This is a genomic window from Mesorhizobium monacense, assembly GCF_056781675.1.
Map to the genome: position 1 here is coordinate 2,226,818 of NZ_CM165567.1, position 18,784 is coordinate 2,245,601.

Consider the following 18,784-nt stretch of genomic DNA (forward strand, 5'->3'; position numbering starts at 1 on the left):
AAGGCCGCGAGGACAGGACAATGGCACTTAAAAAATTCAACCCGGTAACGCCGAGCACCCGCCAGCTGGTCATCGTCGACCGCTCGGGCCTTTACAAGGGCAAGCCCGTCAAGGGCCTGACCGAAGGCCTGACCAAGTCGGGCGGCCGCAACAATCACGGCCGCATCACTGCCCGCTTCATCGGCGGTGGTCACAAGCGTACGTACCGGATCATCGACTTCAAGCGCCGCAAGTTCGACGTTGTCGGCACGGTGGAGCGCATTGAATACGATCCAAACCGCAGCGCCTTCATCGCTCTGATCAAGTACGACGATGGCGAGCTGTCCTACATCATCGCCCCGCAGCGCCTTGCTGCCGGCGACAAGATCGTGGCCGGCGAAGCGGTCGACGTGAAGCCGGGCAACGCGATGCCGCTGGCATCGATGCCGGTCGGCACGATCGTCCACAACATCGAGCTGAAGCCGGGCAAGGGCGCCCAGGTTGCCCGTTCGGCGGGCGGCTACGCCCAGCTCGTCGGCCGCGACCAGGGCATGGCGATCCTGCGCCTCAACTCGGGCGAGCAGCGCGTCGTGCACGGCTCCTGCATGGCGACCGTCGGCGCGGTGTCGAACCCCGATCACGGCAACATCAATGACGGCAAGGCCGGCCGCACGGTGTGGCGCGGCAAGCGCCCGCACAATCGCGGCGTGACCATGAACCCGGTCGACCATCCGCATGGCGGCGGCGAAGGCCGCACCTCGGGTGGCCGCCATCCGGTTTCGCCTTGGGGCAAGCCGACCAAGGGCAAGAAGACGCGGTCCAACAAGGCGACCGACAAGTTCATCCTGCGCTCGCGCCATCAGCGCAAGAGCTAAGAAGAGGTAACGCCAAGTGACTCGTTCTATTTGGAAAGGCCCCTTCATCGACGGCTACCTTCTCAAGAAGGTGGACAAGGTTCGTGAAGGCGGTCGCAATGAGGTGATCAAGATGTGGAGCCGCCGCTCCACCATCCTGCCGCAGTTCGTCGGCTTCACCTTCGGTGTCTACAACGGCCAGAAGCATGTTCCCGTCTCCGTGAACGAGGACATGGTCGGTCACAAGTTCGGTGAATTCGCTCCGACCCGGACCTATTACGGTCACGGCGCGGATAAGAAGGCGAAGAGGAAATAATCATGGGCAAGGCCAAAGCTCCGCGCAGGCTTGCTGACAACGAAGCGCGCGCCGTTCTGCGCACGATCCGTATCAGCCCGCAGAAGCTGAACCTGGTTGCCGCGCTGATCCGCGGCAAGAAGGTCGCGACAGCGCTTTCCGACCTCGAATTCTCGGCCAAGCGGATTTCCGGCACGGTCAAGAAGACGCTGGAATCGGCGATCGCCAACGCGGAAAACAACCACGACCTCGACGTCGATGCGCTGATCGTGGCGGAAGCCTATGTCGGCAAGTCGATCGTCATGAAGCGGTTCCATGCCCGTGGCCGTGGTCGCGCCAGCCGTATCGAGAAGCCGTTCTCGCACCTCACGATCGTCGTTCGTGAAGTCGAGGAAAAAGGGGAGGCCGCATAATGGGCCAGAAAGTCAATCCGATCGGGCTGCGTCTCGGCATCAACCGTACCTGGGATTCGCGCTGGTTCGCGAACACCGGCGAATACGGCCAGCTGCTGCATGAGGACATCAAGATCCGCAAGTATCTTGAGAAGGAACTCAAGCAGGCCGCGATCTCGAAGGTCGTGATCGAGCGTCCGCACAAGAAGTGCCGCGTCACCATCCATGCGGCGCGTCCGGGCCTGATCATCGGCAAGAAGGGCGCCGACATCGAGAAGCTTCGCAAGAAGCTGATGGAGATGACGAAGTCCGAGACGCACCTCAACATCGTCGAGGTGCGCAAGCCCGAGATCGACGCGACGCTGGTCGCCCAGTCGATCGCCCAGCAGCTTGAGCGCCGTATCGCGTTCCGCCGCGCCATGAAGCGCGCCGTGCAGTCGGCGATGCGCCTCGGTGCCGAAGGCATCCGCATCAACTGCTCGGGACGCCTGGGCGGCGCCGAAATCGCGCGCATGGAATGGTATCGCGAAGGCCGCGTGCCGCTGCATACGCTGCGCGCCGACGTCGACTACGGCACGGCCGAGGCGAACACCGCCTATGGCATCTGCGGCGTCAAGGTCTGGGTGTTCAAGGGCGAGATCCTCGAGCACGACCCGATGGCTTCGGAGCGCCGCGCCACCGAGGGCGATCATTCGCATGGCGGTGGTGGTGGCGAGCGCGAACGCGGTCGCCGTCGCGAAAACGCCTGAGACATTTAGGAATTTGGAGTTAGAACGATGCTGCAGCCAAAGCGCACAAAGTTCCGCAAGCAGTTCAAGGGCCGCATCCACGGTACCGCCAAGGGCGGCACCAACCTGGATTTCGGCGGTTTCGGGCTGAAGGCGCTTGAGCCGAACCGCGTCACCGCGCGCGAGATCGAGGCGGCCCGCCGCGCGATCACCCGCGAGATGAAGCGCGCCGGCCGCGTCTGGATCCGTATTTTCCCGGACGTGCCGGTCACTTCGAAGCCGACCGAAGTCCGCATGGGCAAGGGCAAGGGCGCGGTCGACTACTGGGCGGCGCGCGTCAAGCCGGGCCGCATCATGTTCGAGATCGACGGCGTCAACGAAGAAACCGCCCGTGAGGCGCTGCGTCTCGGCGCGGCCAAGCTCTCGGTCAGGACGCGCTTCGTACAGCGCATCGCAGAATAAGGACGGGCTGACCATGAAAGCCGAAGACATCCGGACCAAGACCCAGGACCAGCTGACCGACGATTTGGCCAGCCTGAAGAAGGAGCAGTTCAACCTGCGCTTCCAGAAGGCCACCGGCCAGCTCGAGAAGACCGCGCGCGTGAGGCAGGTCCGCAAGGACATTGCGCGCATCAAGACCATCGCTGCGGAAAAGTCCGCGGCCAAGAAGGCTTAAGGACGAAAACCATGCCAAAGCGCATTCTGCAGGGCACCGTCGTCAGCGACAAGAACGAGAAGACGGTTGTCGTCAAGGTCGAACGGCGCTTCACGCATCCCGTGATGAAGAAGACCGTGCGCATGACCAAGAAGTACAAGGCGCACGACGAGAACAACGCCCATAAGGTCGGCGATCAGGTGTTCATCCAGGAATCGAAGCCGATTTCCAAGGACAAGCGCTGGATCGTCGTGTCTTCGGACCAGGCGTAAATAAACGAATTTTGGACAGACCGGGGAGGGGTGAAGAACCCGTCCCGCTAAGAAGAGAAGAAGGCGGCCAGTCATGATTCAGATGCAAACAAACCTCGACGTCGCGGATAATTCCGGCGCTCGTCGTGTCATGTGCATCAAGGTGCTGGGCGGCTCGAAGCGGAAATACGCTTCCGTGGGCGACATCATCGTGGTGTCGATCAAGGAAGCCATTCCGCGCGGCCGCGTAAAGAAGGGCGATGTGATGAAGGCGGTCGTGGTTCGCACGGCCAAGGACATCCGCCGCCCGGACGGCAGCGTGATCCGTTTCGACAAGAACGCGGCCGTTCTCGTCGACAACAAGAAAGAGCCGATCGGCACGCGTATCTTCGGACCGGTTCCGCGCGAACTCCGCGCCAAGAACCACATGAAGATCATCTCGCTCGCGCCTGAAGTGCTGTAAGGAGCCGGACCAATGCAAAAGATTAGAAAAGGCGACAAGGTCGTCGTGCTGGCCGGCAAGGACAAGGGCCGTTCGGGCGAAGTCCTCTCGGTGCAGCCGAAGGACGACACCGCGCTGGTGCGCGGCGTCAACATGATCCGTCGTCACCAGAAGCAGTCCCAGTCCCAAGAGGGCGGGATCATCACCAAGGAAGCGCCGATCCAGCTGTCGAACATCGCGCTGGCCGACCCCAAGGATGGCAAGCCGACCCGCGTCGGCTTCATCTTCCAGAAGGACGGCAAGAAGGTGCGCGTCGCCAAGCGCTCGGGAGAAGTCATCAATGGCTAAGGCTCAATCCAAGCAGGCGGCTGCCGCCAACACGCCGCGCCTCAAGCAGGTCTACAACGAGACCATCCGCAAGGCGCTGCAGGAGCAGTTCGGCTATGAAAACGAGATGCAGGTTCCGCGCATCGACAAGATCGTGCTGAACATGGGCGTCGGCGAAGCGACCGGCAATTCGAAGAAGCCTTCGATCGCGGCCGAAGACCTGGCGATGATCGCCGGCCAGAAGGCCGTCGTCACCCGCGCCCGCAATTCGATCGCCGGCTTCAAGGTCCGCGAGAAGATGCCGATCGGCGCCAAGGTCACGCTGCGCAAGGAACGCATGTACGAGTTCCTCGACCGCCTCGTGAACATCGCGCTGCCGCGCGTCCGCGACTTCCGCGGACTCAATCCGAAGAGCTTCGATGGCCGTGGCAACTACGCCATGGGCATCAAGGAACACATCGTGTTCCCGGAGATCAACTACGACAAGGTTGATCAGGTCTGGGGCATGGACGTCATCGTTTGTACGACGGCGAAGACGGACGACGAAGCCAGGGCATTGCTCAAGGCTTTCAACTTCCCCTTCCGCCAGTAACGGCAGCGAAAAAGGAAAAATCTGAAATGGCAAAGACCAGCTCAGTCGAGAAGAACAACAGGCGCCGGAAGCTTGCGGATCAATATGCCGCCAAGCGCAAGGCGCTCAAGGCCATCATCATGGATCAGTCCAAGCCGATGGAAGAGCGCTTCCGCGCCCAGTTGAAGCTCGCGGCGCTGCCGCGCAACTCGGCCAAGATCCGCATCCGCAACCGCTGCGAAGTCACCGGACGCCCGCGTGCCTACTATCGCAAGCTCAAGGTATCGCGCATCGCGCTTCGTGATCTCGGCAACAACGGCCAGATCCCGGGCCTGGTCAAGTCGAGCTGGTAAGGAGGACATAACATGTCATTGAGCGATCCTCTCGGCGATATGCTGACCCGCATCCGCAACGCCTATGGCCGCAAGAAGTCGAGCGTTTCGACGCCGGCCTCGCGCCTGCGTACCCGCGTCCTCGACGTGCTGAAGGCGGAAGGCTATATCCGCGACTACAGCCAGACCGACTTCGACAACGGCAAGTCCGAAATCGAGATCGAGCTGAAGTATTTCGACGGTGCGCCGGTCGTGCGCGAAATCGCCCGCGTCTCGAAGCCTGGCCGCCGCGTCTATGTTTCGGCCAAGTCAATTCCGCATGTCGCCAACGGCCTCGGCATCGCCATCCTTTCGACACCGAAGGGCGTGATGGCCGACCACGAAGCGCGCGAGCAGAATGTCGGTGGCGAAATCCTCTGCCAGATCTTCTGATCCGGCGCTTGATATCGAAAGCGGTATCCGGTTTTCGGGAATGCCCGGAAACTGGAACCTGAACCAAGAGAAGTGACGAGGACAACAAAATGTCTCGTATTGGAAAGAAACCCGTTTCGCTGCCGCAGGGCGTGACCGCGTCCGTCAACGGCCAGACCGTGACGGCGAAGGGCCCCAAGGGCGAGCTGAAGTTCGTGGTGAACGACGAAGTGCTGGTCAAGATGGAAGGCACCGAGATCGCCGTCCAGCCGCGCGACCAGACCAAGACAGCCCGCGCCAAGTGGGGCATGTCGCGCACGCAGATCGTCAACATCCTGCAGGGCGTCAAGGACGGCTTCGAGAAGAAACTCGAGATCACCGGCGTCGGCTACCGTGCTGCCATGCAGGGCAAGAACCTGCAGCTCGCGCTCGGCTTCAGCCATGACGTCGTCTACGAGACGCCGCAGGGCATCACGATCACCGTGCCGAAGCCGACGGAAATCACCGTGACCGGCATCGACAAGCAAATGGTCGGCCAGGTTGCCGCGGAGATCCGCGAGTATCGCGGTCCCGAGCCCTACAAGGGCAAGGGCGTGCGCTATGCGGGCGAGAAGATCGTCCGCAAGGAAGGCAAGAAGAAGTAAGTGTAACGCCGCGGGGAGCGGTCGCGGGAGGCGCTTTCGCCTACCGCACATGGCGGCCCCCGTTTTTTGAAGGCAAGGAAGAACCACCATGGGTACCAAAGAATCCACGCAGCGCCGTGCGCAGCGCGTCCGCCGCCAGATCAAGAAGGTCGCCGGCGAGCGTCCGCGGCTATCGGTGCACCGCACGTCGAAGAACATCTATGTCCAGGTGATCGACGACGCGAAGGGTCACACCATCGCTGCCGCCTCGACGCTGGAGAAGGACCTCAAGGGTTCGCTCAAGACCGGCGCCGATACCGCGGCCGCCGCTGCGATCGGCAAGCTGATCGCCGAGCGTGCCTCGAAGGCCGGCGTCAAGGAAGTCGTCTTCGACCGTGGCCCGTACATCTATCACGGCCGCGTCAAGGCGCTGGCCGAGGCTGCCCGCGAAGGTGGGCTCAGCTTCTAATTTTTCGCCCCCGGTGACCCAAAGCGGCACCGGATATCATCATCAACCGTGCTTCCGGAAAAAAACAAGGAACAGGATATGGCACAGGAACGTAGGGATGGCGGCCGCGGCCGTGATCGCGAAGAGCGCGACGATGGCATGGTGGACAAGCTCGTCCACATCAACCGCGTCGCCAAGGTCGTCAAGGGCGGCCGTCGCTTCGGTTTTGCAGCACTCGTCGTCGTCGGCGACCAGAAGGGCCGCGTCGGCTTCGGCCACGGCAAGGCGCGCGAAGTGCCGGAGGCGATCCGCAAGGCGACCGAATCGGCCAAGCGCGACATGATCTTCGTGCCGCTGCGCTCGGGCCGTACGCTGCACCACGACGTCGAGGGACGCTGGGGCGCCGGACGCGTGCTGCTGCGCGCTGCCAAGCAGGGTACCGGCATCATCGCCGGCGGCCCGATGCGCGCCGTCTTCGAGACGCTCGGCATGCATGACGTGGTCGCCAAGTCGATGGGTTCGTCGAACCCGTACAACATGGTTCGCGCCACGTTCGACGCGCTGAAGAGCCAGATGCATCCAAAGGATGTGGCTGCCGCGCGTGGCATCAAGTATTCGACGCTTCAGGCTCGCCGCGGCACCGCCGTCGCGACTGAAGAATAGTCGACGCTGACCAGGGATTTTGACCATGGCCAAGAAAGCAACCAAGACCATCACCGTCGAGCAGATCGGTTCGCCGATCCGCCGGCCGAAGGAGCAGCGTGCGACGCTGGTCGGCCTCGGCCTCAACAAGATGCACAAGCAGCGCACGCTGGAAGATACGCCCTCCGTGCGCGGCATGATCGCTGCCGTCCAGCATCTCGTCCGCGTCGTGGACGAGGGCTGAGCAAGAGCGCAGGAGAAGCAAGATGAAACTCAACGATCTGCGTGACAAGGACGGCGCGACGCATTCCAAGAAGCGTCTCGGCCGCGGCATCGGCTCCGGCTCGGGCAAGACCGCCGGTCGCGGCGTCAAGGGCCAGAAGGCGCGCTCCGGCGTTGCCGTCAACGGCTTCGAGGGTGGCCAGATGCCGCTCTATCGGCGCCTGCCGAAGCGTGGCTTCAACAACATCTTCGCCAAGAGCTTCACCGTCGTGTCGCTGGCCCGCATCCAAGCCGCGATCGACGCCAAGAAGCTCGATGCGAAGGCGACCGTGACGGCCGAGGCCCTCGTCGCAGCCGGCGTCATCCGCCGCGTCAAGGACGGCGTGCGCGTCCTCTCCGACGGCGAACTGAAGGCGAAGCTCGCGTTCGACGTCGCCGGTGCCTCCAAGGCCGCGATCGAGAAGATCGAGAAGGCCGGCGGTTCGGTGAAGGTGCCGGAAAAGGCAGCCGCCGAGTAACGGCGATTTGAAGCGTGAGCGGCAAGAGCGGACTTCGGTTTTGCCTCGAAACGCGCTTTGATCCGATCAATAAGGCGGCCGCGTCAACGCGGCCGCTTGCATGTTCAAGGTCCGGAGCTTATCTCGTGAGCTTCGGTGACACGCACCGCCTGAGCGGCAGGCCATCGAGCGTGACCAAGCGGAGAATCAGGCATGGCTTCGGCTGCTGAACAACTAGCCTCGAATCTGAATTTTTCGGCCTTCGCCAAGGCGGAGGACCTGAAGAAACGCATCTGGTTCACCATCGGCGCGCTGCTCGTCTATCGTCTCGGCACCTACATCCCGCTTCCCGGCATCAATCCCGACGCTTTCGCCCAGGCCTTCACTTCGCAGAGCAAGGGCGTGCTCGGCATGTTCAACATGTTCGCCGGCGGCGCCGTGCAGCGCATGGCGATCTTTGCGCTGGGCATCATGCCCTACATCTCCGCCTCCATCATCATGCAGCTGATGACCTCGGTCATTCCGTCGCTGGAGGCGTTGAAGAAGGAAGGCGAGCAGGGCCGCAAGATCATCAACCAGTACACGCGCTACGGCACCGTGCTCTTGGCGCTGGTGCAGGCCTATGGCATTTCGGTCGGCCTGGAAGGCGGCAACGGCATCGTCAACGATCCGGGCATGTTCTTCCGCATCTCGACCGTCGTCACGCTGGTCGGCGGCACCATGTTCCTGATGTGGCTCGGCGAACAGATCACCGCGCGCGGCATCGGCAACGGCATTTCGCTGATCATCTTTTCCGGTATCGTCGCGGGGCTGCCGCACGCCATCTCCGGCACGCTGGAACTTGGCCGCACCGGCGCACTGTCGACCGGCCTCATCCTGGCCATCATCGTGCTGGCGATCGTCGTCATTGCGCTCATCGTGTTTTTCGAGCGCGCCCAGCGTCGCCTGCTGATCCAGTATCCGAAGCGCCAGGTCGGCAACCGCATGTTCCAGGGCGACACCTCGCATTTGCCGTTGAAGCTCAACACGTCGGGCGTCATCCCGCCGATCTTCGCCTCCTCGCTGCTGCTGCTGCCGGCAACGATCGCGGGCTTCTCGCAGACCACCAACATGCCTGCCTGGGCAAGCACCATCCTGGCGGCGCTCGGCCACGGCCAGCCGCTCTATATGGCGTTCTATGCGGCGATGATCGCGTTCTTCGCCTTCTTCTACACGGCGATCGTCTTCAACCCGAAGGACACCGCCGACCAGCTCAAGAAGCATTCGGGCTTCATCCCGGGCTACCGTCCAGGTGAGCGCACCGCCGATTACATCGACTATGTTCTCACGCGCATCACCGTCGTCGGCGCCATCTACCTGGTGCTGGTGTGTCTGCTGCCCGAATTCCTGATTTCAGCGACTGGCGTACCATTCTACCTTGGTGGCACATCGCTTCTGATCGTGGTCAGTGTCACGCTCGATACGGTGGCGCAGATCCAGGGCCATCTGATCGCGCACCAATATGAGGGCCTGATCAAGAAGTCGAAGCTGCGCGGGGGGAAGAAGGCCAGATGAGGTTGATATTGCTTGGGCCGCCAGGAGCGGGCAAGGGGACGCAAGCACAGAGACTGGTGGAAAAACATGGCATCCCCCAGCTATCCACGGGGGACATGCTGCGCGCCGCCGTTCAGGCCGGCACGGAAGTCGGCAAGCGTGCCAAGGCGGTGATGGATGCCGGCGAGCTGGTCTCCGACGCCATCGTCAACGCCATCGTGGCCGAGCGTATCGATCAGGCCGATTGCGTAAAAGGCTTCATTCTCGACGGTTACCCGCGCACCCTGGTGCAGGCGGATGCGGTTGAATCGATGCTTGCGGACCGTGGTCTCAATCTCGACGCGGTCATCGAGCTCGTCGTCGACGACAAGGCGCTGGTCGGCCGAATCGTCAAACGCGCCGAAGAGGCCAATGCGGCCGGACAGCCGGTGCGCAAGGACGACAATCCGACGGTGTTCGAGGAGCGTCTGAAGGAATACTACAAGAAGACCTCGCCGCTGATCGGCTACTATTATGCCAAGGGCAGGCTGAAGAGCGTCGACGGCATGGCCGACATCGATACGGTGACGAGAGAGATCGAAGCGGTGCTCAGATCGGTCACCCAGGCGGCGGCATAGAGAAAGTAGACGATTGCGCTTGACTGCGGCGGTCCGCTGGGGTATGGCGGCCCGTCTTCCATCAGGCATAGGCTTTGCTTGTCCGCAAGGGCAAGGCAGCCGCTTTGAACTGGAAACTCCCGCATGGGCCGGCCTCCACCGGACGCGGGGCAACTGAAGCGCCGGCTCGTCCGGCCCATATGGAGAAGAGAAGAACATGGCTCGTATAGCCGGCGTCAACATTCCGACCAACAAGCGCGTCGTCATCGCGCTTCAGTACATTCACGGCATTGGCAAGAAGTTCGCCCAGGAGATCGTCGACAAGGTCGGCATCCCGGCCGAGCGCCGCGTCAACCAGCTGACCGACGCGGAAGTGCTGCAGATCCGCGAGACCATCGACCGCGACTACCAGGTCGAAGGCGACCTGCGCCGCGAAGTCTCGATGAACATCAAGCGGCTCATGGACCTCGGCTGCTACCGCGGCCTGCGTCACCGCCGCTCGCTGCCGGTTCGCGGCCAGCGCACGCATACCAATGCGCGCACCCGCAAGGGCCCAGCCAAGTCGATCGCCGGCAAGAAGAAGTAATTTAGGGCAGTAAGGGAGTAGGGCAGTAAGGCAATAGGATCGGCAGACATACTGCCCTACTGCCATATTCCCCTACTGCCTTCTCCCTGGTGGAGCCGCTGGCATTACGGCGGTGTAGAGATCAACTGAAAGGACCATCATGGCCAAGGAAGCCGCTCGTGTTCGCCGTCGCGAACGCAAGAATATCTCGTCGGGCGTTGCCCACGTCAATTCGACCTTCAACAACACGATGATCACCATCACCGACGCGCAGGGCAATTCGATCGCCTGGTCGTCGGCCGGTGCCCAGGGCTTCAAGGGGTCGCGCAAGTCGACGCCGTTTGCCGCCCAGATGGCTGCCGAGGACGTCGCCAAGAAGGCCCAGGAGCACGGCATGCGCATGCTCGAGGTCGAGGTCTGCGGACCCGGCTCCGGTCGTGAATCGGCGCTGCGCGCCCTGCAGGCGGCCGGCTTCACCATCACCTCGATCCGTGATGTGACGCCGATCCCGCACAATGGCTGCCGCCCGCGCAAGAAGCGCCGCGTCTAAAATTACCGAACGCCGCGCGAACGCCAAAAGCGTTCCTCCGCGGCATTCCAGGTCGCCCGCCACGATTGGATGGTGGCGGGGCAACGGAAGGAAAGCATCATGATCCAGAAAAATTGGCAGGAACTGATCAAGCCGAACAAGATCGAGTTCTCGTCGAAGAAGAAGACGCTGACCACGCTGGTCGCCGAGCCGCTCGAACGCGGCTTTGGCCTGACGCTGGGCAACGCGCTGCGCCGCGTGCTTTTGTCTTCGCTGCGCGGCGCGGCTGTGACCGCTGTGCAGATCGACGGCGTTCTGCATGAATTCTCGTCCATCGCCGGTGTGCGTGAAGACGTGACCGATATCGTTTTGAACATCAAGGAAATCGCCATCCGCATGGAAGGCGATGGCCCCAAGCGCATGGTCGTGCGCAAGCAGGGCCCGGGCGCCGTGCTCGCCGGCGACATCCAGACGGTTGGCGACGTCGAGATCCTCAACCCCGACCACGTCATCTGCACGCTGGACGAGGGCGCCGAGATCCGCATGGAATTCACCGTCGACACCGGCAAGGGCTATGTGCCGGCAGAGCGCAACCGCGCCGAGGATGCGCCGATCGGCCTGATCCCGGTCGACAGCCTCTACTCGCCGGTCAAGAAGGTGTCCTACAAGGTCGAGAACACCCGCGAGGGCCAGGTCCTCGACTATGACAAGCTGACCATGACCATCGAGACCGACGGTTCGATCTCGGGCGAGGACGCGGTGGCTTTCGCCGCCCGCATCCTGCAGGACCAGCTTGGCCTGTTCGTCAATTTCGACGAGCCGCAGAAGGAAGTCGCTGCCGAGGCCGTCACCGAGCTCGCCTTCAACCCGGCGCTGCTCAAGAAGGTCGACGAACTCGAGCTTTCGGTGCGTTCGGCCAACTGCCTGAAGAACGACAACATCGTCTATATCGGCGACCTGATCCAGAAGACCGAAGCCGAGATGCTGCGCACCCCGAACTTCGGCCGCAAGTCGCTGAACGAGATCAAGGAAGTCTTGGCGGCGATGGGCCTGCACCTCGGCATGGAAGTGCCGGACTGGCCGCCGGAAAACATCGAAGACCTCGCCAAGCGTTACGAAGATCAATACTGAGCGTGATCCCGAAGAGTTGCAGACTTTTCGGACGAGATCATGCGGCTAACAAACTGAGGCTGAGGCCTCGTGAACCCGGAATGAAGGAGAAGAGCCATGCGCCACGGATTTAAAGGCCGCCGGTTCGCCCGCAGCATAAGCCATCGCAAGTCGATGTTTGCCAACCTCGCCGTGTCGCTGCTCGAGCATGAGCAGATCGTCACCACCCTGCCGAAGGCGAAGGATTTGCGTCCGATCGTCGAGAAGCTGGTGACGCTCGGCAAGCGCGGCGACCTGCATGCGCGCCGCCAAGTGATTGCCCAGATCGGCAATGAGGGCGTCGTCAAGCGTCTGTTCGATACGATTGCGCCGCGCTACGCCACCCGCAACGGCGGCTACCTGCGCATCATGAAGGCGGGCTTCCGCCACGGCGACAACGCCGCAATGGCGGTCATCGAGTTCGTCGATCGCGACACCTCGGCCAAGGGCGCCGGCGACCGCGCCCGCATCGAAGCCGAAGGCACCGACGAGGAAGCCGCAGCCGCATAAGGCTTCGGTATCCTGAGATAGTTCAAAGGGGCCTGCGGGCCCCTTTTTGTTTTCACATTCTGTGACCGGCTATCGAACCAGATTCAGATAGTCCTGACCGGTCAGCGAGCGCCAATTGAGTGCCCCGGGCATCTCTTCCTTGGCAGTCTGCGGGTATGAATAAATGCTGTCCACCTTGGTTCGAGAGTCGATTGCCCGAACAAGCTGGGACAGCGTCGATTCGTTCAGATATTCAATCGCTTCTCGATCGCCAATGAACGCGGTGGCGACCTGGAAGTGAATCTGGATACAGCCAGCACAGATGTTCAGCAGGATATCGTCGCTTACCGCTCCATAGTAGACGGTTGTTTGGCTTGTGTCCCACAGACCTGCCGCAAGGAATTCCGAGGGTTTCGTCTCACCGCTAAATCCATCCAAAGACAACTTCAGTTGTTCTGTCAAAGATTCAGATTTGCCCCTGAGCTGCGCGGCTCCTTCGATCTGAAACCAGTTCATCTGGTATGGAGCGATGCTGTCGAAGGAAATCTCCAGCGGGCCGAAAAACCAGTAGACCGGAACAAGGTCGCCCTTGCTGATGTTCCAGCCGTCTGGTGAACCGAGTGTCTCGGCGACCTCAATCAGTTTCATGCCAGTCGTCACCGGTCCTAAGTTGCCGGTGGCCAAAAAATCACGGAACGAAGCGAGCTCTTTTTTCATGCGATCGACAACGGTACCGGTTGCAGACAGAGCTTTAGCCGATTACTGGGCTGAAAATAATTCCATTTCATCGCCTTAGCCTTTCATTCTGCACAATCGTCGGGACAATGGCGCCCGATCTGGAGGATTCGGAATGCACTTCAAACGGCTGTTTCTTGTTGCCCTTTGCGCGCTGGCCGCCTTTGCCGCGGCACCGGCCGTGAGGCAGGCACTGGCCGAAGACGCCGCCAAGACCGCCGACCCCGGCCTGTCCGATGTGCTGACCGATCTGCTGCATGGCGTCGAAGGCGAGAACGCCACGTCCGGCCCAGACAAGCGCGTGCCGTTCGGCCGCGAGGAAGTGCAGCTTTCCTTCGCACCACTGGTCAAGCAGACGGCGCCGGCCGTGGTCAATGTCTATGCCTCGCAGACGGCCAAGGTGACGTCGCCCTTCGAAGGCGATCCCTTCTTCGAGGAGTTCTTCGGGCGGGCGCAACCGCGCGCGCAATCCTCGCTGGGCTCCGGCGTGCTGGTCGACCCGAGTGGCGTCATCGTCACCAATTACCACGTCATCAAGGGCGCCGACGAGGTCAAGGTGGCGACCGCGGACGGACGCGAATTCACCAGCAAGGTCATGCTCAAGGACGAGACGCTTGATCTCGCCGTGCTCAAGATTTCTTCCGACAAGCCGTTTCCGGTGATTGCCATCGGCGATTCCGACGCGCTCGAGGTCGGCGACCTGTTGCTGGCCATCGGCAATCCGTTCGGCGTCGGCCAGACCACCACCAGCGGCATCGTTTCCGCACTTGCCCGCAGCCATATCGGTGTTTCGGATTCGGGCTACTTCATCCAGACCGATGCCGCGATCAACCCCGGCAATTCCGGCGGCGCGCTGATCAACATGGGCGGCCAACTGGTGGGTATCAACACGGCCATCTACAGCCGCAGCGGCGGCTCGATCGGCATCGGTTTTGCCATCCCTTCGAACATGGTGCGCGCCTTTGCCGACGCAGCCAAGGCCGGGCTCGACTTCTTCGAACGGCCCTATATCGGCGCCGAATTCGAAGCGGTGACGCCGCAGATCGCTGAATCGCTCGCCATGGAGAAGCCGACCGGTGCGCTGGTCTCGTCTGTTGATGCAGCCGGACCTGCCGGCAAGGCTGGCCTCAAGCCCGGCGATGTCGTGCTGTCGCTCAACGGCACGTCTGTCGAAAGCATCGAGGCGCTGGATTACCGGATGGCGACACTGTCGATCGGCACCAAGGCCAGCTTCGCCGTGCTGAGCAAGGGCCAGCAGGCGACGATGGACATCGCGCTGGAGCGGGCGCCGGAAGGCGCCAAGGCCTCCGAAGTGACGCTGCACGGCCGCAGTCCTTTTTCCGGCGCCAAGGTCGCGGAGCTGTCGCCCCGGCTCGCCCAGCGGCTTGGCCTGCGCACCGACATCAAAGGCATTGCCGTGGTCGATATCAATCGCGATTCGCCCGCCGCCGATTTCGGCTTCCAGCCAGGCGACATCGTGCGTGAAGTGAATGGCACGACCATCGATACGGCAGCGACGCTAGCTCAGATAGCCCAGCAGGATACGCGCTGGTGGCGCTTTACCGTCGAGCGCGGCGGGCAGATACTGCGCCAGGTATTGCGTTACTGAGCCGGTCTTTCCGAGAGATATGGCTCCAACCAAAAGACCAGCATGGCCGATCTGTTCAGCGTCGATGAACCAGAAAGGGCGCCGCCCGGCAGGCCGCTGGCCGACCGGCTGCGCCCGAGAAACCTGGGCGAGGTCGTCGGCCAGGAGCACCTGACCGGGCCAGATGGCGCGCTGACCAGGCTGATCGGTTCCGGCTCGCTCGGCTCGATGATTTTTTGGGGTCCGCCAGGTACCGGCAAGACCACGGTCGCGCGATTGCTCGCCGGCGAGACCAGTCTCGCCTTCGAGCAGATATCGGCGGTGTTTTCCGGTGTCGCCGACCTGAAGAAGGTGTTCGAGGCGGCGAAGCTGCGCCGCGCCAACGGCCGCCAGACATTGCTGTTCGTCGACGAGATCCATCGCTTCAACCGCGCCCAGCAGGATTCTTTCCTCCCGGTCATGGAGGACGGTACGGTGGTGCTGGTCGGCGCCACCACCGAGAACCCGTCCTTCGAGTTGAATGCGGCCTTGCTTTCTCGCGCACGCGTGCTGGTCTTCCACTCGCTGGGCGAGGAGAGCATCGCGAAACTTCTGGCGCGGGCCGAGGAGACCGAGGGCAGGGCGCTGCCGCTCGATGATGAGGCGAGGGCGATGCTCATCCGCATGAGCGACGGCGACGGCCGTGCGTCGCTGACGCTGGCAGAGGAAGTCTGGCGGGCGGCCAAAGCCGGCGAGGTGTTCACGCCAGAGGGCCTGCAACGCATCGTCCAGCGCCGGGCGCCTATCTATGACAAGGGCCAGGACGGCCACTACAATTTGATCTCGGCGCTGCACAAGTCGGTGCGCGGTTCCGACCCGGATGCAGCGCTCTACTATCTCGCCCGCATGTTCGACGCCGGCGAGGATCCGCTCTATCTCGGGCGCCGGCTGGTGCGCATGGCGATGGAGGATATCGGACTGGCCGACCCGCAGGCGCTGGTCGTCGCCAATGCCGCCAAGGACGCCTATGACTATCTGGGCTCGCCCGAGGGCGAACTCGCCTTCGCCGAAGCCACGGTCTATCTCGCCACGGCGCCGAAATCGAATGCCGTCTATACGGCGTTCAAGGCGGCGACGCAGGCGGCGAAGGAGCACGGCTCGCTGCTGCCGCCCAAGCACATCCTCAACGCGCCAACCAAACTGATGAAGGAAGAGGATTACGGCGCCGGCTATCGCTACGATCATGACGAGCCTGACGCCTTTTCCGGCCAGGACTACTTTCCGGAGAAAATGGGCAGGCGAACCTTCTACGACCCGCCCGAGCGCGGCTTCGAGCGCGATATCCGCAAGCGGCTGGAGTATTGGGCGAAGCTGCGCAACGAGCGGGAAAGGTAGGCTTGGCGCGCGCGGCCGTACACCGACCTGAAGTGGAGCGGCATACTCCAAATATTATTGTTGGCAATGGCGGCCGGCCAAGCGGACGAAATGCGATGGCATTGTGCGGGGAAACAAAAGACCCTATCAAGGCGCACGACCTCGGGGGCGGTCGCTGTCAAGATGCTTGGCGATAGTCACTCGGAACAGGAATCGCGCCTGGCGCGAGCAAAAAATGACAAAATCCTTTCGCAAATCCCTCCGCCAGCTGGTCATAGCGGTGCCGCTGCTTGCAATCGGTTTCTACTTCATTCCGATCCTGACCACGATCTGGATCGTCTGCGGCCTGATCGACGTGCTGCGCAACGCCAACAAGAACCTGTCGCTGTTTCGCGGCTATTTCCTCGGCAACGGAATCTTCACCTGGCTGCTGTCGCCCTTCAACCTGCTGGTCGATCTGCTTTGCTACAGGAACCCGGGCGTCTGGAAGTTGGAGCAGTTCCCGCCAGACTATCAGCGCGAGGTCAACGAGGTCCTGGATGTCTTCAAGGCGCGCAAGGATGAGATCATCGCCGATATCGATGCCAATTTCGGCACCGGCCGCCGGGGCATGTATGTGTACCAATGGTACGGCAAGCACAAGATCGATAACGTCGCCGAATTCAACAAGGATTTCAAATACATCAAGACGATCGCCGTATCGGTTTTCAGGGGGAAGGAATCGACCTCCTGGCATTTCGGGCCGCTGCGGCTCAGCCTGCGCATCCTCTACAACCTTCTCCCGGTGAAGGCCGAGGTTTTCGTCGAGTGCAACAACGCCAAGAACTATTGGCACGACAATCCGCTGTACATTTTCGACGACACGCTGCTGCACCGCTCGGTCAACGAATATGACGGGCGCCGGTACTGCGTGTTCATGGACATCATCCGTCCGTCGCCGTTTCCGCGCCTGATTTCGGCGCTGCTTGCCATCGTCTCGGTCAGCGTCGAGCGGATCAATTCCATGTTCTACAAGAACTGGAAGATGATCGGCTCCAGCAAGCCGAAAAAGGTCGGTGCGAACTGAAATAGCGATCAAGGACGGTAGACCGGCGATGATTGACCTTCTCCTCGTTGCCGTGGGCGGGGCCATTGGCTCCGGAATGCGTCATTTGGTGAATTTCGCCGCATTGCGCTTTGCCGGCCCGAATTTTCCCTGGGGCACGATGGCGATCAACGTGGTCGGCTCGTTTGGCATGGGCGTGTTCATTGCGATCATGGCGCGGCGCGGCGGATCGAACGAACTTCGGCTGTTTATTGCCACCGGCATCCTGGGCGGATTCACCACCTTTTCGGCTTTTTCGCTCGATTTCGCGACGCTGTGGGGGCGGGGCGAGGCGCTGCCGGCGTTCGGATACGCGCTTGTCAGCGTCATTGGCGCGATCTTTGCCCTGTTTCTGGGTCTTTGGCTCGCAAGAAGCCTGCCTTAAAGCGCACCATGGTGCGCTTTAAGTGTTTGTTTTGATGCATGTCGTCCTCCCAAAACCGCCAGGGCACTTTTGGGCGACATGCATTAGTGCTATTGCCCCCGCTTCCCAGACGGTAAAGCGAGAAAAATGGCAGGCGTAGAACAGATCACAGTGGAGGCCGGCGAGGCGGGCATGCGGCTCGACCGCTGGTTCAAGACCCATTTCCCGGGTCTCGGTTTCGGCCATCTGCAGAAGCTGCTGCGCTCCGGCCAGATCCGCGTCGATGGCGGCCGGGTGAAGGCCGACACCCGCGTCGAGCCGGGCCAGATGGTCCGCGTGCCGCCACTCGAAGTCGACAAGAAGGGCGAGAGCCCGCTCACCGGCCATTCTATCCGCAACCAGGGCGATGCCGATGTGCTCGCCAAGATGCTGATCCACGAGGACCCGAAGGTCTTCGTCTTCAACAAGCCGGCGGGGTTGGCCGTCCAGGGCGGCTCGGGTGTCACCCGCAATGTCGACGACATGCTGGAAGCCTGGCGCAATCAGAAAGGCGAGAAGCCGCGCCTGGTGCACCGGCTCGACCGCGACACGTCAGGCGTGCTGGTCGTCGCCCGCACGCGGCTGGCCGCCATGAAGCTGTCCGAGGCGTTCCGGGCGCGCGAGACCAAGAAGACCTACTGGGCCCTGGTCAAGGGCGTTCCGCCAAAGCGCGAGGACAAGATCTCGACCTGGCTGATCAAGGAGCCGACAGCGGACGGCGACCGGGTGCGCGTGGCCGCGCATGGTGAAAAGGGCGCCGATCACGCCGTGTCCTATTATCGCGTCATCGAGCAGGCGGCACAGACGATGACTTGGCTGGAAATGGAACCCTATACGGGCCGTACCCACCAGCTTCGCGTTCATGCCGCCCATATCGGCTGTCCGATCATCGGCGACCCCAAATATTTCGAGGCCGACACCAACTGGGACTTTCCGGGCGGCATTCAAAACCGCCTGCATCTGCATGCGCGGCGCATCATCATCCCGCATCCGGACAAGGGCGTCATCGATGTGACCGCGCCGATGCCGCCGCATATGCGCCAGAGCTGGAACCTGATCGGCTTCGACGACGCCAGCGCAGAGGACTGAGA

The 18,784-nt window shown here is 62.1% G+C and carries 29 protein-coding genes; 28 read left to right on the top strand and 1 reads right to left on the bottom strand.

Annotated elements, in window-relative coordinates:
* Nucleotides 1–20 precede the first annotated feature (20 nt).
* The 23 genes from rplB to rplQ all read left to right on the top strand — a co-directional run bounded on the left by rplB (nucleotide 21) and on the right by rplQ (nucleotide 12,551).
* Complete coding sequence (gene rplB, locus AC1RUK_RS10620) at nucleotides 21–854, top strand: 50S ribosomal protein L2 (protein ID WP_006205464.1); 834 nt, start codon at nucleotides 21–23, stop codon at nucleotides 852–854.
* A gap of 16 nt (nucleotides 855–870) precedes the next feature.
* Nucleotides 871–1,149 carry a 30S ribosomal protein S19 gene (rpsS, locus tag AC1RUK_RS10625; RefSeq protein WP_006205463.1) on the top strand — a complete coding sequence of 93 codons (279 nt, stop codon included), beginning with the start codon at nucleotides 871–873 and terminating at the stop codon, nucleotides 1,147–1,149.
* 2 nt (nucleotides 1,150–1,151) lie between these two features.
* The gene (rplV, locus tag AC1RUK_RS10630) at nucleotides 1,152–1,541 is read left to right on the top strand and encodes a 50S ribosomal protein L22 (protein ID WP_006205462.1); all 390 of its coding nucleotides are present in this window, start codon (nucleotides 1,152–1,154) and stop codon (nucleotides 1,539–1,541) included.
* The gene (gene rpsC / locus AC1RUK_RS10635; protein WP_006205461.1) at nucleotides 1,541–2,269 is read left to right on the top strand and encodes a 30S ribosomal protein S3; all 729 of its coding nucleotides are present in this window, start codon (nucleotides 1,541–1,543) and stop codon (nucleotides 2,267–2,269) included. The genes rplV and rpsC overlap by 1 nt, the downstream gene beginning before the upstream one ends.
* A gap of 27 nt (nucleotides 2,270–2,296) precedes the next feature.
* Nucleotides 2,297–2,710, top strand: a complete 414-nt coding sequence (gene rplP, locus AC1RUK_RS10640; RefSeq protein ID WP_006205460.1) for a 50S ribosomal protein L16 — start codon at nucleotides 2,297–2,299, stop codon at nucleotides 2,708–2,710.
* A gap of 13 nt (nucleotides 2,711–2,723) precedes the next feature.
* Entirely contained in the window at nucleotides 2,724–2,924 is a 201-nt protein-coding gene (rpmC, locus tag AC1RUK_RS10645) for a 50S ribosomal protein L29 (protein WP_006205459.1), read from the top strand.
* Nucleotides 2,925–2,935: 11 nt separating this feature from the next.
* Nucleotides 2,936–3,175, top strand: a complete 240-nt coding sequence (gene rpsQ, locus AC1RUK_RS10650) for a 30S ribosomal protein S17 (protein ID WP_010909280.1) — start codon at nucleotides 2,936–2,938, stop codon at nucleotides 3,173–3,175.
* Between the two features lie 73 nt (nucleotides 3,176–3,248).
* Nucleotides 3,249–3,617: a 50S ribosomal protein L14 gene (gene rplN, locus AC1RUK_RS10655; protein WP_006205457.1), complete on the top strand. Its 369-nt coding sequence runs from the start codon at nucleotides 3,249–3,251 to the stop codon at nucleotides 3,615–3,617.
* 12 nt (nucleotides 3,618–3,629) lie between these two features.
* Nucleotides 3,630–3,944 carry a 50S ribosomal protein L24 gene (gene rplX / locus AC1RUK_RS10660; RefSeq protein ID WP_006205456.1) on the top strand — a complete coding sequence of 105 codons (315 nt, stop codon included), beginning with the start codon at nucleotides 3,630–3,632 and terminating at the stop codon, nucleotides 3,942–3,944.
* The gene (rplE, locus tag AC1RUK_RS10665) at nucleotides 3,937–4,515 is read left to right on the top strand and encodes a 50S ribosomal protein L5 (protein ID WP_481840236.1); all 579 of its coding nucleotides are present in this window, start codon (nucleotides 3,937–3,939) and stop codon (nucleotides 4,513–4,515) included. Before rplX ends, rplE begins: the two co-directional genes overlap by 8 nt.
* 26 nt (nucleotides 4,516–4,541) lie before the next feature.
* On the top strand, nucleotides 4,542–4,847 hold the full coding sequence (gene rpsN / locus AC1RUK_RS10670) for a 30S ribosomal protein S14 (RefSeq protein WP_127851861.1): 306 nt from the start codon (nucleotides 4,542–4,544) through the stop codon (nucleotides 4,845–4,847).
* A gap of 12 nt (nucleotides 4,848–4,859) precedes the next feature.
* Nucleotides 4,860–5,258, top strand: coding sequence for a 30S ribosomal protein S8 (rpsH, locus tag AC1RUK_RS10675; RefSeq protein WP_006205453.1), 399 nt, complete (start codon nucleotides 4,860–4,862; stop codon nucleotides 5,256–5,258).
* Nucleotides 5,259–5,347: 89 nt separating this feature from the next.
* On the top strand, nucleotides 5,348–5,881 hold the full coding sequence (gene rplF / locus AC1RUK_RS10680; protein WP_006205452.1) for a 50S ribosomal protein L6: 534 nt from the start codon (nucleotides 5,348–5,350) through the stop codon (nucleotides 5,879–5,881).
* An 88-nt stretch (nucleotides 5,882–5,969) separates the two neighbouring features.
* Nucleotides 5,970–6,329, top strand: a complete 360-nt coding sequence (gene rplR, locus AC1RUK_RS10685) for a 50S ribosomal protein L18 (RefSeq protein WP_006205451.1) — start codon at nucleotides 5,970–5,972, stop codon at nucleotides 6,327–6,329.
* A 78-nt stretch (nucleotides 6,330–6,407) separates the two neighbouring features.
* Entirely contained in the window at nucleotides 6,408–6,971 is a 564-nt protein-coding gene (gene rpsE / locus AC1RUK_RS10690) for a 30S ribosomal protein S5 (RefSeq protein ID WP_006205450.1), read from the top strand.
* A gap of 25 nt (nucleotides 6,972–6,996) precedes the next feature.
* A complete protein-coding gene (gene rpmD / locus AC1RUK_RS10695) occupies nucleotides 6,997–7,194 on the top strand; it encodes a 50S ribosomal protein L30 (RefSeq protein ID WP_006205449.1) in 198 nt (65 codons plus the stop codon).
* A 22-nt stretch (nucleotides 7,195–7,216) separates the two neighbouring features.
* Nucleotides 7,217–7,690, top strand: a complete 474-nt coding sequence (gene rplO / locus AC1RUK_RS10700; RefSeq protein WP_436175126.1) for a 50S ribosomal protein L15 — start codon at nucleotides 7,217–7,219, stop codon at nucleotides 7,688–7,690.
* 192 nt (nucleotides 7,691–7,882) lie between these two features.
* The gene (gene secY, locus AC1RUK_RS10705) at nucleotides 7,883–9,223 is read left to right on the top strand and encodes a preprotein translocase subunit SecY (RefSeq protein WP_006205447.1); all 1,341 of its coding nucleotides are present in this window, start codon (nucleotides 7,883–7,885) and stop codon (nucleotides 9,221–9,223) included.
* Nucleotides 9,220–9,819 (top strand): adenylate kinase, encoded by a 600-nt coding sequence (locus AC1RUK_RS10710; RefSeq protein WP_481835660.1) that lies wholly within the window; start codon nucleotides 9,220–9,222, stop codon nucleotides 9,817–9,819. The genes secY and AC1RUK_RS10710 overlap by 4 nt, the downstream gene beginning before the upstream one ends.
* Before the next feature lie 196 nt (nucleotides 9,820–10,015).
* Nucleotides 10,016–10,384, top strand: coding sequence for a 30S ribosomal protein S13 (rpsM, locus tag AC1RUK_RS10715; RefSeq protein WP_006205445.1), 369 nt, complete (start codon nucleotides 10,016–10,018; stop codon nucleotides 10,382–10,384).
* Between the two features lie 139 nt (nucleotides 10,385–10,523).
* Nucleotides 10,524–10,913: a 30S ribosomal protein S11 gene (rpsK, locus tag AC1RUK_RS10720; protein ID WP_006205444.1), complete on the top strand. Its 390-nt coding sequence runs from the start codon at nucleotides 10,524–10,526 to the stop codon at nucleotides 10,911–10,913.
* Nucleotides 10,914–11,012: 99 nt separating this feature from the next.
* Nucleotides 11,013–12,023, top strand: a complete 1,011-nt coding sequence (locus tag AC1RUK_RS10725; RefSeq protein ID WP_006205443.1) for a DNA-directed RNA polymerase subunit alpha — start codon at nucleotides 11,013–11,015, stop codon at nucleotides 12,021–12,023.
* Nucleotides 12,024–12,119: 96 nt separating this feature from the next.
* Nucleotides 12,120–12,551 carry a 50S ribosomal protein L17 gene (rplQ, locus tag AC1RUK_RS10730; RefSeq protein WP_023682598.1) on the top strand — a complete coding sequence of 144 codons (432 nt, stop codon included), beginning with the start codon at nucleotides 12,120–12,122 and terminating at the stop codon, nucleotides 12,549–12,551.
* A gap of 69 nt (nucleotides 12,552–12,620) precedes the next feature.
* Here rplQ and AC1RUK_RS10735 read toward each other — a convergent pair whose 3' ends face one another.
* A complete protein-coding gene (locus AC1RUK_RS10735; protein WP_481835659.1) occupies nucleotides 12,621–13,247 on the bottom strand; it encodes a hypothetical protein in 627 nt (208 codons plus the stop codon).
* 133 nt (nucleotides 13,248–13,380) lie between these two features.
* Here AC1RUK_RS10735 and AC1RUK_RS10740 point away from each other — a divergent pair, with 133 nt between their 5' ends.
* From AC1RUK_RS10740 to AC1RUK_RS10760, 5 genes are all read left to right on the top strand, one after another.
* Nucleotides 13,381–14,874, top strand: a complete 1,494-nt coding sequence (locus tag AC1RUK_RS10740; protein ID WP_481835658.1) for a DegQ family serine endoprotease — start codon at nucleotides 13,381–13,383, stop codon at nucleotides 14,872–14,874.
* A 42-nt stretch (nucleotides 14,875–14,916) separates the two neighbouring features.
* Nucleotides 14,917–16,227, top strand: a complete 1,311-nt coding sequence (locus tag AC1RUK_RS10745; protein WP_481835657.1) for a replication-associated recombination protein A — start codon at nucleotides 14,917–14,919, stop codon at nucleotides 16,225–16,227.
* 214 nt (nucleotides 16,228–16,441) lie between these two features.
* Nucleotides 16,442–17,272 carry an aspartyl/asparaginyl beta-hydroxylase domain-containing protein gene (locus AC1RUK_RS10750; RefSeq protein ID WP_481835656.1) on the top strand — a complete coding sequence of 277 codons (831 nt, stop codon included), beginning with the start codon at nucleotides 16,442–16,444 and terminating at the stop codon, nucleotides 17,270–17,272.
* Nucleotides 17,273–17,300: 28 nt separating this feature from the next.
* Nucleotides 17,301–17,675, top strand: coding sequence for a fluoride efflux transporter CrcB (gene crcB / locus AC1RUK_RS10755; protein ID WP_481835655.1), 375 nt, complete (start codon nucleotides 17,301–17,303; stop codon nucleotides 17,673–17,675).
* Between the two features lie 126 nt (nucleotides 17,676–17,801).
* Nucleotides 17,802–18,782: an RluA family pseudouridine synthase gene (locus tag AC1RUK_RS10760; RefSeq protein ID WP_481835654.1), complete on the top strand. Its 981-nt coding sequence runs from the start codon at nucleotides 17,802–17,804 to the stop codon at nucleotides 18,780–18,782.
* Nucleotides 18,783–18,784: the final 2 nt, after the last annotated feature.